Raw genomic sequence first — 12748 nt, 5'->3', positions numbered from 1 at the left:
CCCGACAGTCACTCCATCAGCCGCTGCGCCCGCTCGAAGAGTTCCAGCGTGATGGCGTGCAGGAAGTCGCCGACCTGCTTGGGGGCCTTGCCCGCGAAGGCGCGGGCATGGGTGCCCTCCAGGACGATGCCGAGCTTGAAGCAGGCCAGCACGGTGTACCAAGGCATCGCGCTCAGGTCGCGATCGGAGAACTGCCCGTAGTGCGCGATCATCTCCTCGGCCGTCGGCAGGCCACCGACCGCGCCGAGCTTGCCCACCAGCGCAGCCCCCGTGGTGCCGGGCTCCGGACGGGTGGCGATCTGCCAGCCCAGGTCGAGCAGCGGGTCGCCGATGGTGGACATCTCCCAGTCGACCATCGCCGCGACCTGCGGACCGTCGAAGTCGAACATCATGTTCGCCAGGTGGCAGTCGCCGTGCAGGATGCCCGGCGTCCACCGGGCCGGGCGGTTGCGGTCCAGCCACTCGCCCACCGCCGCCACGCCGGGGATCTCCGGGCCGGGGTAGCCCTCGTTGGCCGAATACGATTCCAGCTCGCCGAGCCAGCGCGGCACCTGGCGCTCCAGAAATCCTTCCGGCTTGCCGTAGTCGGCCAAGCCGAGCGCCTGATAGTCCAGCGCACCGAGCCGCGCGATGGCTTCGACCGCGGAGAGGCCCATCTGCCTGCGCACTTCCGGATCGCCCGCATGCAGTTCGGGCAGTTCGTTCTGCGGATTGAAACCGTGGATCGGTTCCATCAGGTAGAAGACCGCGCCGAGCACCGACTCGTCGGCGCAGGCCGCGATCACCCGGGGCGCGCGGACCTCGGCGCCGCCCAGCGCGCCGAGCAGCCGGGCCTCGCGCCGGATCACGTCGTTGCTTTTGGCGCGCAGATGCTTCGGACCACGGCGCAGCACGTACGTCCGGCCGCCGCGCGTGAAGCGGAGCATGATGTTCTGCGTTCCGCCGCCGAGCGCGATCACGTCCTCGAACTCACCCCCGGACAGACCCTGCTCATCCATCCACTTTCCGACGACGGCGAAGTCGACGACCGCGGGATCCACATCGACCGGTTGCGCAACAGACATGTCCCACATTGTGCACCACCCGCCGACCCGAACTGAAGGCAGACGACAACAGTTAGCTCCGACCGGTGCGGCGTAGGGTTTCCAGAACCATGCACACGCTGTTGATCGACAACTACGACTCGTTCACCTACAACCTGTACCAGCTGATCAGCGAGGTGAACGGCGTCGAGCCGACGGTCGTGCGCAACGACGAGGCGCGCACGGTCGCCGAACTCGATCTGGGCCGCTTCGACAATGTCGTCGTCTCGCCCGGACCGGGGCGGCCGGACGTGGCACGCGACGTGGGAATCTCCGCGGCGGTGATCCGCGAAAGCGACCTGCCGTTGCTCGGGGTGTGCCTGGGCCACCAGGGCATCGTGGTCGTGGCGGGCGGCGTGGTCGCCGAAGCCCCCGCCGCCAGGCACGGGTATCTCGATCGCATCGAGCACGACGACCGTGATCTGTTCGCCGGGATTCCGCAGGGCTTCACCGCGGTGCGCTATCACTCGCTGTGCGCGCTGCGGCCGCTGCCGGACGATCTGGAGATTACGGCGCTGTCCGGCGACGGCGTCGTGATGGGTGTGCGGCACCGCGCACGACCGCAGTGGGGCGTGCAGTTCCATCCGGAATCGATCGCGAGCGAGTTCGGCGCGACGCTGCTGCGCAACTTCGCGAAGCTCACCGCCGCGCATCGAAGCCGGCGGGCTTCCTCGGTGGGAAGCCCGTCGATCGTCCTGGGGCGTGATCCCGTAGCGGAGCCGGTCGCGGCAGGCTCTCCACTTCCCTCCCGGACGGCCTCGCCCGTGCCGCTCGCGGCCGAGCAGTTCCCCGCCGCGGCCGTCGAACTCGAGCGCCCCGCCGATCGCGCGTCATCCGCCGCGCGCACAGGTCCGGTTCGCACTGCGCCGCGGACCTTCCGGCTTCAGCGGGCCGTCCTCGAACGGCCGATCGACACCGAGAGCGCGTTCGTGCAGTTGTACGGCAACTCCCCGACGGCGTTCTGGCTGGACAGCGAGCATGTCGAACCCGGGGCCGACCGCTTCTCCTTCCTGGGCGACGCGGGCGGTCCGCTGGCCGAGGTGCTGCGCTATCGCGTGGGCGACGGCGAGGTGACCGTGGAGTCCTCCGACGGATATCGGCGTACCGCGCCGGGCGGCATCCTCGATTTCCTGGCCGCCGAGCTGCGCACCCGCCAGCTCGAACTGCCCGATCTCCCCTTCGATTTCGTCGGCGGTTACGTCGGCTATCTCGGCTACGAGGTGAAAGCCGACTGCGGCGGGAACGCGGTCCATCGCGCGCCGACGCCGGACGCCCAGTGGATCTTCGCCGACCGGATGGTGGTGGTCGACCACGTCGGCGGCCGCACGCACCTGCTGGCGCTCAGCGACGACGTGGAGACCGCCCGGTCTGCCGCGGACTGGCTGCGCGACACCCGCGAAACCTTGAACACCTTGCCGACCTGGACGAATCCGCCGCAGCTCGACGTGCCCCCGGATGGTGAGGCCGTCGAGCCACTGCTCACCCGCGGCCGGGAGCGCTATCTCGCCGACATCGCGGTCTGCCAGGAGCGGCTGCACGCCGGTGAGTCCTACGAGATCACCTTGACCGACAGCGCCACGATTCCCGCCGCCGCGGCCGAAGGCCTCGATTTCTACCGCACGCTGCGCCGGTGCAACCCCGCCCCGTATGCCGCCTACCTGCGCTTCGACGACCTCGACGTCGCCTGCTCGTCGCCGGAGCGCTTCTTGAAAATCGACCGCCGCCGGATCGTGGAGAGCAAGCCGATCAAGGGGACCGCGCCGCGCGGCGCGACACCGGAACAGGACGAGCGCCTGCGCCGCGAACTGGCCGACAGCCCGAAGACCAGGGCGGAAAACCTCATGATCGTCGATCTGCTGCGCAACGATCTCGGCCGGGTCTGCGAGATCGGCAGCGTGTACGTCCCGAGGCTGATGGCCACCGAGCAGTACGCGACCGTGCACCAACTGGTCTCGACGGTGCGCGGCAGGCTGCGTCCGGAGGTCGGCGTGGTCGATTGCCTGCGCGCCTGTTTTCCCGGCGGCTCGATGACCGGCGCGCCGAAGCTGCGCACCATGGAGATCATCGATGCGCTGGAAACCGAAGCTCGCGGCGTCTACTCGGGCACGGTCGGTTTCCTCGGGCTCGGTGGCACCGCGGACCTCAACATCGTGATCCGCACCGCCGTCCGCTACGACGGACGCTGGCGGATCGGAGCCGGCGGCGCCATCGTGCTCGACTCCGACCCGGCCGACGAGTACCACGAGGTGCTGCTCAAGGCGGCCGCCACGTTGCGCGCGGCCGCCGATCACGCGCACCACTGATCGCGCGCGCCCCGACGCGACTATTCGCGCCGCTTCGTCGACTTTCGCCGGGAGGGCTCCTCGGCGGGTTGTTCCGCGGCGCTCCGGCCGGCCAGTTTGCTCAGCACGGCGACGCCGGGCAATCTCGCCAAACGCCCGAGCACGTCCTCACCGAGCGAGATCATCGACTCCAGCCGGGGCAGCAGGCGATCGTAGGCCGCGAAGGCCGGATCGGCCAGGGCCAGGGTGCGGTCGAGCCGATCGATGGTGGAGTTGAGCCGCTCGATCGCGGTCGAGAGGCTCTCGATGAGGCCGGGCAGTTGCGCGGCCAGCTGCGCGGAGGCGGGCGGCAGCCGCACCGCCGTGTCGAACGCCGAGGTCGCGGTCAGCTGGGCGGCTTCCAGCGCCTGGCCCGCGGCCGTCTGCGCCGCTTCGACCGCCGCCTGGGCTGCGGCGAGGACGTCGGCGGGGCCGGGCACGCGGCCGCTGGGCAGCTTCGGGGTCGGCGGCTTACGACCCGGGCGTTTCGGGTTCGTCATGGGGAACACTGTGCCGCACGCCCCGCCGAAGGACCTCCCCTCGCGCGTTCGGCGTGTCGGAGGGTCGTGGCATAGTTCGAGCACAATGAAACTCAGCAAGGGCGCGAACGCAGCGGTACCGACATCTCTTCTAGCCGTGGTTGTTTCATGGCGATCGGAACACGCGGTGGACGCGCACGCCTTGCTGCTGGACGCGACGGGCACGGTCCGCTCGGATCGGGATCTGGTGTTCTACAACGCGCCTCGGCACGTCTCGCAGGCGGTCACGCTCGATCAGGAGCCCGCGCCGCGCACCGCCCGGCTGAGCGTCTCGCTGCCGCGCACGGAAGCGGATGTCGAGCGCATCGTCGTCGCCGGCTCGGTGGAGGGAAGCACCTTCGGCGACATCCACGAGCTGACCGTCGCCGTGCACTCGGTCGACGGAGTGGTCGCGGCGTTCGAGATCGATGACGCGGATGCCGTCGCGGCGCTGATGTTCGGCGAGTTCTACCGCCGCGACGGGCAGTGGCGGTTCCGCGCGATCGGCCAGGGCTGGTCCAGCGGACTGGCCGGGTTGGTCAGCGAGTTCGGCGTCCGAGTCGACGACCCGTCGGCGCCCGCCCGTACGACCCATCCCACCAACCCGTTCCGGGTGCGCCGATCGGCCACGGCCGCGCCGGCCCGAGAACGACTTCCGGCGGCGATCGAGCCCGGCCTCGACTCGGCCGAACGAATCGGTCACCACGACCCCGCCCTGACCCGGCACGTCCACGGGCCGTTCCCGTCCGGACAGTCTCACCGGAACGGGAACTCCGTCGCCGCCGAGCGAACGGACGCTGCGAACGTCGCCGCCGAACATGATCCGGTGCAACGTGTCCCCGAGCAGCGCCGCCGGGCCGACAGCCCATCCGGGCGGTCCGAAGGGCCCGAAGCGCCGCGCTCCGGCACACCCGCATGGCCACCCACCGAAGTGCTCGACCGCGTGGACACCGCTCCTCTGGCGCACACCCACCGCCCGGTCGATCTCAATCGGTACACCCCGGAAGCCGCACCTCCCCCACCACCCCCGGACCCCGAACGCGCGGACTGGCACCCCGATCCGGAGAACCCGCAGCGCATGCGCTGGTGGGACGGCGCAGGATGGACCGAGGACCGGTATCTGCCCCCTCCGCCCGGCGACCGCCACTGCGCGCGCTGCGCAAGCCCGCTGCGGCGCAAGTTCTTCGGCGGGTTCGCGCCGTGCCAAAGATGTGCCCAGGAGATCGAGGAGTACCTCCCCCATTGGCACACCCGCGCCTGGCGAGTGCTCACCGGCCACGGTCCGCGCGGCCCCGAGTGGGCGGCGCTGTGGGCGTCGTTGCGTTATCAGCGGATCGACGCCGAAGCCGGACGCGCGGCGTTGCGCGACGCGGCGCTCAGTTATGTGGAGCGGCTGGTCACCTTCGCCTTCGCCGACGGCGAGGTCAGGCACGCGGAGCTGGAGCTGTTCGAGCAAGCGGTCACCGAACTCGGGCTCGGCGGACCGCTGATCGAGGACCTGCGCAGACGGATGCATCGCGGCAACACCCTCTATCGGCTGCGCACGGGCGACCTGCCGGTGGTCCGCACGCCCGGCCTGCACCTGGACCCCGAGGAGAAGGTGCACCTCGACCTGCCCGCGACGCACGTGCGTCAGCTCGCGCGCGGCCCGAAACTCACCGAGGGCAGGTTGATCGGCAGCAACAAGAAGCTGCGTTTCGTCGGCGCCGACACCGGCATCGAGATGCCCTGGTCGCGGGTGGTTTCGGTGCACACGGAACAAGGCGTGGTGGTGATCGCTGCCACCTCGGCGCGCGGCGGCGCGACGTTCGCCGTCGACGATCCGGACTACGTCTCGGCCGCGCTGGAAGGCGCGCTGCGCGTGGCCAAACGTCTCGTCCTCACTCCGGGTCAGCGCGACACCCGGAGCATCGCGCAGGAGGTGAAGGCGGAGGTGTGGCAGCGCGACGGCGGCCGGTGCGTCGAATGCGGCGACGGGCACTACCTGGAGTTCGACCACATCATCCCGCTCAGCCGCGGCGGCGCGACCAGTGCGGCGAACCTCCAGATCCTGTGCCGCGCGTGCAACCGGGCCAAGGGTGCTCGCATCTAGCCGGTCTCAGTCGGTGAACAAGCCCGCCGTACGGCCCAGATCGGCGAGCATCGCGTCGAACAGGATCTCCGGATTGTCCAACGGGATCGGGTAGTTCCCGAAGACCTCGAGCGTGACGTGCCCGTAGAGCCGCGCCCAGATCTGGATCATCAGATACGTCACCCCGAGATCCAGCTTCTCGGCCGGGAATTTCTGGCTCGACTCCGACAGCGCGGCCAGTAGTTCGGTCTGGAAGTGCACCAGATCCTCGCGCAGCTCCGGCGGGATGACGTCGGTGGACGGCGTGACGATGTCGTAGTTCGCCAGCAGCCTGCCCGCCGCGGCCAGGAAGACCCGGCCGAAGGGCTCGTCGAAGCGGCGCAGCGCGCGGGCCTGCCCGGCACCGGGCGAGGCGAACACCAGGGTGAACTCCCTGGTATGCGTCAGCGCCCAGCGCCGGAAGCCACGGCAGATGGCGAAGAACTGCACGGCGCCGTCGTCGGGCAGCGTGGCGATCTCGGTGGTCAGTTCCGCGGCCAGGTCCGCGCAGAAGTCGAGCCGCAGTCGCTCCAGCAGGTCTTCCAGCGATTTGTAGTACCGGTACAGCGCGGGCGCGGTGACACCGAGTTCCCGCGCGATGGCACGCAGGGTGACCGCATCGGGCCCGCGTTCGACCAGCAGCGCACTGGCCACCCGCCGGATGTCGGTGTCGGTCACCACCGGCGCACGACCCCGTGGTTTGGACTGTTGCACCGATCGATTCAAGCGTATTCGACTTCCCAGCGCTTGATCCCGTTCAGCCAGCCCGACCGCAGCCGCACCGGATCGCAGACCTGCCGCAGGTTGGGCATCACGTCGGCGATGGCGTTGAACATCAGATCGATCTGCAACCGGGCCAGGTTCGCGCCGACGCAGTAGTGCGTGCCGGTGCCGCCGAAACCCACGTGCGGATTGGGATCGCGCAGCACGTCGAAGGTGAACGGATCCGCGAAGGCCTCGTCGTCGAAATTGGCCGAGCTGTAGAACAATCCGAGCCGCTGACCTTTCTTGATCTCCTGGCCGCCGAGCACGGTGTCCTGGGTCGCGGTGCGCTGGAACGCGGTGACCGGCGTGGCCCACCGGACGATTTCGTCGGGCGCGGTACGCGGACGCTGTTGCCGGTAGATCTCCCACTGCTCGGGATGGTCCACGAACGCCTTCATGCCGTGGGTGATCGAATTGCGCGTGGTCTCGTTGCCCGCGACCGACAGCAGGATGACGAAGAACGCGAACTCGTCCGAACCGAGGTGCTCGCCATCGATGTCGGCGTTGACCAGCTGGGTGACGATGTCCTCGGCCGGGCAGGCGCGCCGCTGCTCGGCCATGTTCCAGGCGTAGCCCATCACCTCGGCGGTGGCGGCGTGGTGATCGCCCTCGAACTCCGGGTCGTCGTAGGAGATCATCTGGTTGGACCAGTCGAAGATCTTCTTCCGGTCCTCCTGCGGAATGCCGAGCAGCTCGGCGATGGCCTGCAACGGCAGTTCACAGGCGACCTGTTCGACGAAGTCGCCGCTGCCGGACTTCTTCGCCTCGTGCACGATCCGCGCGGCACGGTCGGTCAACGCGGCGCGCAGGCTCTCCACCGCCCGCGGGGTGAAACCCTTGGAGATGATGCGGCGAGTCTTGGTGTGCTTGGGCGGGTCGAGATTGAGCAGCAGCATGTCGCCGAGCATGTCGATCTGCTCGCGCGTGGTCTCCTCGTTGAACCGGATGATCGCGGTGTTCTCATGCGAGGAGAACACCTCGGGATTCTTCGAGATTTCCTTGATGTGCGCGAGCTTGGAGACGACCCAGTAGCCGCCGTCGTCGAACCCGCTGGCCCGATCCGGCTGCGCGCACCACCACACGGGTGCGGTGCGGCGCAGTTCGGCGAACTCCTCGATGGGCAGGCGGGTGGCGAGCAGGTCGGGGTCGGTGAAGTCGAAGCCCGTCGGGATCGAGGGCGTGGTCACGGTCACGGCTAACTCCTACGGCGGTCTGGGCGCAGACCTGACGCCGATGCAGGGAACACGGTCAAGGGAGATGCAACCACAGAACCAGGCTTCGTGAACAGTGTTTAGTAAAACCCGTTTACTTTCTCGACCGCCCATCGGAACGACCGGTCGGTACCGGAGGTGGCAGATATCCGCCAATACCCCGCTTCGCCTGGACACCGGCCCGGCGGGCTGCCTGTAATGAGAGCCACAGCCCGCACCCCGGCCGGAGGTCCCATGCCCAGTCTCTACGACCACGTCGGCGGCGACGAGGTGCTCCATCGCGTCGAAGCGGCGTTCTACGACAAGGCGCTCACCGATCCGGTCCTGAAGACGTTGTTCACCGAACGACTGCCGCGGCACGTCGACCATCTCACCTGGTTCACCGCCGAATCCTTCGGCGGTCCGGATCGTTTCACCAAGGAACTCGGGTTCGACTACATCATCGCGGTGCACCGTGGCCTGCGCATCACCGACGAGCAGCGGGAACGCTTCGTCGAGGTGTACATGCAGACCTTCGAGGAGGCCGGGCTGTTGGTGGACGAAGCGTTCCGTACGGCCGTCTATGCGCATGTCGCGTTCGGATCGCAGGTGGCGCAGCAGAATTCACACGCGACCGACGATGCCGAGTTGCACCCGATCCGCGAGGTTCCACGCTGGACCTGGGCGGGCGACGACTAGCTCCTCACAGCGTGATCAGTGGCGGTGGCTGCCAACGCCGCTGTAGGACAGCCACTTTCGGCGCGAACAACGCCAGGGTTGCCGAGAAGGGGTCCGATTCCGGGATGGGCAACCAGTTGCCCTCGGGGACGCCGGAGCCGGGATCATCGTGCTGGAGCGTGAGGTCGAGGGAGCCGTCCGGATTGAGCACGACGGGAACATGGTGACCGATCGAGTAGATCCCGGCCGGATTCGACACCAGGTAATCCGCGGCATCGTAGACGGCCAGCGACCAGAACGCGTCCACCGGCGGCAGCTCGCCCGCGGCGAAGTGCAGCCGGAAAGGGCCGGAACCTGCGGGGACCGCCGTGAAGAGGTAGTGCGCGTCTTCGGGTAGCGGGATGCCGAGCGCGCCGAACGCGGTGACGGCTCGCAGCAGGTAGTCGGTGCCGAATCGGCCTGCCCCGGGATCGGAGACCCAGCCGTTGTCGTTGACCGTATTCGCTCCCAGGGTCACCGGGAGCTGCTGCTTCACGGTGTCGGCCGCGGCGGTCAGTTCATCGTCCGAGATGCCGTCGACCGCACCGCCGGGCCGGATGCCGATCGTCGCGAAGCGGCGCATGGCGGGCTCGTCCTCGGGCGCGGGCGGATTCACCGCCAGCACCGCGCACATCCGATCGAAGAAATCGCGCGCGTCCATTCCCATGACCTGATCGACCGGGCGTTGCGTCTCGGATGGCCCGCTGGGCGGCGCGCCCGTGGGCGGCTCGGCCCCCGCGTTCCACGCACTCAACGGGACCAGCCGCATCCTCTGCTGCGCGGAGCGCACGGCGGTGAGGTCCTTCGCGCCGTCGACCTGGATCCGGACGATCAGCCACACCGTCGGCGTCGGCATCGGCAAGGGCGTGAGACCTTCGGGCAGTGCACCCGACCAGCCCGGGCCGGTCACCACGTAGGTGTACGGCGGTGACGCCGACCGTGCCTGCGGCCGGACACTGCTCGGGTCGTGCACGTTGTTCGTCCAGGCGTCCAGCACCTGGGCCAGCCAGAACCGGCCCCCTTCCATTACGGGGACGCTCAGCACCATCGGCTCGTTCGTCACGTCGAGCCATGCGGTCGAGTGCAGCGTGTCGGGGTCCGGCCGTGCCACGTTCCGTTGCGCGTGGGTCGGCAACGAGGTCGCGTGCTCGAACCGGTTGACGGGCGTGGATGCCGCCGCCGCCACGCGGGTGACGTCCATCAGCACCAACGGAAAGCCGAACACATAGGCGTCCTTGGCGACCGTTCCGGCGTCACTGGTCACGGATGGGTGGGCCGAGTCGCCCTCATCCGATCCGCCGCACGAGGCCACGCCGAACGCGGCCACCGACGCCGCCAACCCCAGCACGGTGCGCCGCGAGAACGCGGATTCGCGGTAAGTCCGGTCGTCCATGATCCTGCTCCGCCTCCGATCCGATCGGTCGCCGCGCAAGGTCCGTTTCGGAGTATAACCGCCTTCCAGGGGCATAGTGGCTGGTCAGCGGTCTGAATGGCGACCGGCGCGCCGATCACCGGCAAGCAGCCCGACCGCTACCTCGGGCGCTGCGACGGGGCGAGCGCGGATCAGAGCACCGGTTCCAGCGGCGGCGGACGCCAACGCCCCTGGATGGCCTCCGCCTTCGGCGCGTACATCCGCAGGGTCAGCGAGAATTGACCGGATTCGGGGATGGGCAGCCAGTTTCCGGCCGGAACGACCGGGCCGGGGTCGGTGTACTGCAACGCGATGTCGGTGGACCCGTCGGGGTTGAGCGTCACCGGCTCCGGATGACCCACCGCGTAGATCTCCGCGGGATTGGGCACCAGATAGCTGTCGGCGTCGTAGGCGGTCAGCGACCAGAAGTTGTCGACGGGTGGTAGCAGGCCCGGTGCGAAGCGCAGCCGGAACCGGCCCGTTCCACCACCGCCGGTGTCGGTCGAGGCGAACAGCGTCGGATAGAAGGCGTTCTCCGCCAGACTGGCGCCGAGAGCCACCCTGGCGACGGCGGCGCGCAGCAGATAGTTGGTGCCGTATCGACCGACGTCGGGGTCGATGAGCCAGCCGTTCTGGTTGATCGTCCGCGCGCTCAGATAGACCGGGATCTGCTGCTGGGCGGTGTCCACGGCGGCGGCGAGTTCGATGTCCGAGAGGCCTTCGACCGCGCCGCCGGGCCGGATGCCGATCGTCGCGAAGCGCCGCATGGCGGGCTCGTCCGCATGTGCGGGCGGATCGACCGCCATCAACGCGCACATCCGATCGAAGAACAATCTCGCGTCCATCTCGCCGACCCACTCCGGCGGTGGCTGCACAATCCCTTCCCGCGGTGGGATGACGGGCGGCTCGGCGCCCGCCGTCCACGCGCTCAACGGAGCCAGCCGCAACCCCCGCTGCAGGGAGCGCACGGCCGGCAGATCGCTCTCGCCGTCGACCTGGATCCGGACGATCAGCCACACCGTCGGCGTCGGCATCGGCAAGGGGGTCAGCCCCGCGGGCAAGGCGCCCGACCAACCCGGACCGGTCACGGCGTAGGTGTACGGCGGCGCCGCCGACTGCGCCTGTGGACGGCGTCCACTCGGGTTGTGCACATTGTTCGTCCAGGCGTCCAGCACCTGCGCCAGCCAGAAACGGCCCCGGTCCATAGCGGGGACACTCAGTACCATCGGCTCGTTCGCCAGATCGAGCCACGCGGTCGAACGCAAGGTGTCCCGGTCCAGCCGCACCACCTCGCGCTGCGCAGGGGTGGGCAACGACGACGCGTGCTCGAACCGGTTGACCGGCGTGGAGGCCTCCGCCGCCATCCGGGTGACGTCCATCAGCACCAGTGGGTAGCCGAATTCGTAGGCGTCCTTGGCGATGGTGGCCGCGTCACGGGGGACGAGGTTCTCTTCGTCGGCGTCGCCGCAGGCCGCCAATCCGAACGCGGCCACCGATGTCGCCGCGATGCCGAGCGCCCTGCGCCGCGACACCGTGTACTCGCCCTCGGTCCAGTCGTCCATGATCCTGCTCCGCCTCCGATCCTATCGGGGCGAGATCCGCGCCGGGGCCCACTCGCCCCCCGCGGCGAGAACCAGGGTGAACGGGGCAGTTGCGGACAGGACGCCGGGGATTACCCAGCGAGCGCGACCGGCGGCGATCCCTTCGCGACACGCTCCTCGTCGCCGGCGAAGACGCGCCCGTGGGATCGCCGCGTACGGCCTGCGGTCAGAACTCCAGGACGGTGTTCATGATGGTGCCCGCGCTGGTGGCGATCACCCCGCCGAGCATCGCGCCCGCGATCATCTTCGGTGACTGCAACCCGCCACCACTCCACTTCTCCCAGGCGAATCTGCCGCCCGCGTAGATGATGCTGACGATGCCGGACGCGAGCGCGAACCACGTCAGATACCGCACGAACTGTAAGAGCTTGTCCGCCAGGGGCGGCGCCTCCGGGGTCGGATTGCCGATCTGCGCCAACGTCGTGAACGAATCGCCGACCGACGCCAGAATGATGCTCACCGTCTACTCCCTCTACGCTCGAATGCAACCCTGCGCCGACAGCCGCTATGCGAAAGCTGTTCGACCACCGATGAATTCGGCCACGCCCAGGATACGGGCATGCGGCCCGCCGTGGTGTGCGCACGGCGAGGATGCCCCGCGACCGGACACGAGCTTCGGCTACCCGGGCGAAGGCGCGGGAAACACGAACTTCCCTGCGCTGCACCGACCTGACTGCATCGTGGCGAGCGAACGGATACGATCTCCTCAGCGAATCACATGCCCCTGTCCCGAATCCAGAATGAGCGAACGACGATGATCATGGCCGCCGCTTTCGACACCTTGGCGCAGATCGGCAACCCCACTCCGGAAGCGCCGCCGATCTCCGACAAGTTCCTTCAACTGGTCCGCTACCTGACGTGGTTCGTCCTCCTCTCGGGCATCTGCGGCATCATCTACGCCGGTGGCCGCTTCGCCTGGGAGAAGTGGACCGGCGGCGGCCTCGAGTCGCCGAAGATGGTGGCGGGGGCCATGATCGGCGGGGTGATCGCCACCAGTGCGGGCACCATCATGAATGCCGTCATCGGCTGAGCC

General features: G+C 68.8%; 11 protein-coding genes. 4 read left to right on the top strand and 7 right to left on the bottom strand.

The features are described from left to right. Nucleotides 1-8 precede the first annotated feature (8 nt). Entirely contained in the window at nucleotides 9-1064 is a 1056-nt protein-coding gene (locus ACFU5M_RS04715) for a phosphotransferase family protein (RefSeq protein ID WP_379043685.1), read from the bottom strand. 89 nt (nucleotides 1065-1153) lie between these two features. Between ACFU5M_RS04715 and pabB the strand changes: the two genes are divergently transcribed. Beyond that, a complete protein-coding gene (gene pabB / locus ACFU5M_RS04710; protein WP_379043682.1) occupies nucleotides 1154-3385 on the top strand; it encodes an aminodeoxychorismate synthase component I in 2232 nt (743 codons plus the stop codon). Between the two features lie 20 nt (nucleotides 3386-3405). On the opposite strand, the gene ACFU5M_RS04705 is transcribed toward pabB, so the two are convergent. Next, nucleotides 3406-3903 carry a hypothetical protein gene (locus ACFU5M_RS04705; RefSeq protein ID WP_379043679.1) on the bottom strand — a complete coding sequence of 166 codons (498 nt, stop codon included), beginning with the start codon at nucleotides 3901-3903 and terminating at the stop codon, nucleotides 3406-3408. Between ACFU5M_RS04705 and ACFU5M_RS04700 the strand changes: the two genes are divergently transcribed. Continuing rightward, a complete protein-coding gene (locus ACFU5M_RS04700) occupies nucleotides 3902-6013 on the top strand; it encodes a TerD family protein (RefSeq protein WP_379043676.1) in 2112 nt (703 codons plus the stop codon). The genes ACFU5M_RS04705 and ACFU5M_RS04700 overlap by 2 nt on opposite strands. Nucleotides 6014-6019: 6 nt before the next feature. Here the strand turns inward: ACFU5M_RS04700 and ACFU5M_RS04695 are convergent, their stop codons facing one another. Both ACFU5M_RS04695 and ACFU5M_RS04690 read right to left on the bottom strand, forming a co-directional pair. Then, nucleotides 6020-6745 carry a TetR/AcrR family transcriptional regulator gene (locus ACFU5M_RS04695; protein WP_379043673.1) on the bottom strand — a complete coding sequence of 242 codons (726 nt, stop codon included), beginning with the start codon at nucleotides 6743-6745 and terminating at the stop codon, nucleotides 6020-6022. 8 nt (nucleotides 6746-6753) lie between these two features. Further along, nucleotides 6754-7983 carry a cytochrome P450 gene (locus ACFU5M_RS04690; protein ID WP_379043785.1) on the bottom strand — a complete coding sequence of 410 codons (1230 nt, stop codon included), beginning with the start codon at nucleotides 7981-7983 and terminating at the stop codon, nucleotides 6754-6756. Between the two features lie 258 nt (nucleotides 7984-8241). Here ACFU5M_RS04690 and ACFU5M_RS04685 point away from each other — a divergent pair, with 258 nt between their 5' ends. Then, a complete protein-coding gene (locus ACFU5M_RS04685) occupies nucleotides 8242-8685 on the top strand; it encodes a hypothetical protein (RefSeq protein WP_379043670.1) in 444 nt (147 codons plus the stop codon). Nucleotides 8686-8689: 4 nt separating this feature from the next. On the opposite strand, the gene ACFU5M_RS04680 is transcribed toward ACFU5M_RS04685, so the two are convergent. The 3 genes from ACFU5M_RS04680 to ACFU5M_RS04670 form a co-directional block, all read right to left on the bottom strand. Beyond that, on the bottom strand, nucleotides 8690-10096 hold the full coding sequence (locus ACFU5M_RS04680; protein ID WP_379043667.1) for a DUF1254 domain-containing protein: 1407 nt from the start codon (nucleotides 10094-10096) through the stop codon (nucleotides 8690-8692). Between the two features lie 170 nt (nucleotides 10097-10266). Continuing rightward, a complete protein-coding gene (locus ACFU5M_RS04675; RefSeq protein WP_379043664.1) occupies nucleotides 10267-11676 on the bottom strand; it encodes a DUF1254 domain-containing protein in 1410 nt (469 codons plus the stop codon). 205 nt (nucleotides 11677-11881) lie between these two features. Then, on the bottom strand, nucleotides 11882-12175 hold the full coding sequence (locus tag ACFU5M_RS04670) for a hypothetical protein (RefSeq protein ID WP_379043661.1): 294 nt from the start codon (nucleotides 12173-12175) through the stop codon (nucleotides 11882-11884). 294 nt (nucleotides 12176-12469) lie between these two features. Here ACFU5M_RS04670 and ACFU5M_RS04665 point away from each other — a divergent pair, with 294 nt between their 5' ends. Further along, entirely contained in the window at nucleotides 12470-12745 is a 276-nt protein-coding gene (locus ACFU5M_RS04665; RefSeq protein ID WP_040865712.1) for a hypothetical protein, read from the top strand. Nucleotides 12746-12748 lie beyond the last annotated feature (3 nt).

The sequence above is a fragment of the Nocardia sp. NPDC057455 genome, from assembly GCF_042802775.1.
Classification (GTDB): Bacteria; Actinomycetota; Actinomycetes; order Mycobacteriales; family Mycobacteriaceae; genus Nocardia.
This window is presented reverse-complemented; position numbering and strand designations above follow the sequence as displayed.

Bases quoted from the DNA above. Each gene is read 5' to 3' on its own strand.
- ACFU5M_RS04715 (WP_379043685.1), bottom strand. From the start codon at position 1,064: ATGTCTGTTGCGCAACCGGTCGATGTGGATCCCGCGGTCGTCGACTTC.
- pabB (WP_379043682.1), top strand. From the start codon at position 1,154: ATGCACACGCTGTTGATCGACAACTACGACTCGTTCACCTACAACCTG.
- ACFU5M_RS04700 (WP_379043676.1), top strand. From the start codon at position 3,902: ATGGGGAACACTGTGCCGCACGCCCCGCCGAAGGACCTCCCCTCGCGC.
- ACFU5M_RS04705 (WP_379043679.1), bottom strand. From the start codon at position 3,903: ATGACGAACCCGAAACGCCCGGGTCGTAAGCCGCCGACCCCGAAGCTG.
- ACFU5M_RS04685 (WP_379043670.1), top strand. From the start codon at position 8,242: ATGCCCAGTCTCTACGACCACGTCGGCGGCGACGAGGTGCTCCATCGC.
- ACFU5M_RS04680 (WP_379043667.1), bottom strand. From the start codon at position 10,096: ATGGACGACCGGACTTACCGCGAATCCGCGTTCTCGCGGCGCACCGTG.
- ACFU5M_RS04675 (WP_379043664.1), bottom strand. From the start codon at position 11,676: ATGGACGACTGGACCGAGGGCGAGTACACGGTGTCGCGGCGCAGGGCG.
- ACFU5M_RS04665 (WP_040865712.1), top strand. From the start codon at position 12,470: ATGATCATGGCCGCCGCTTTCGACACCTTGGCGCAGATCGGCAACCCC.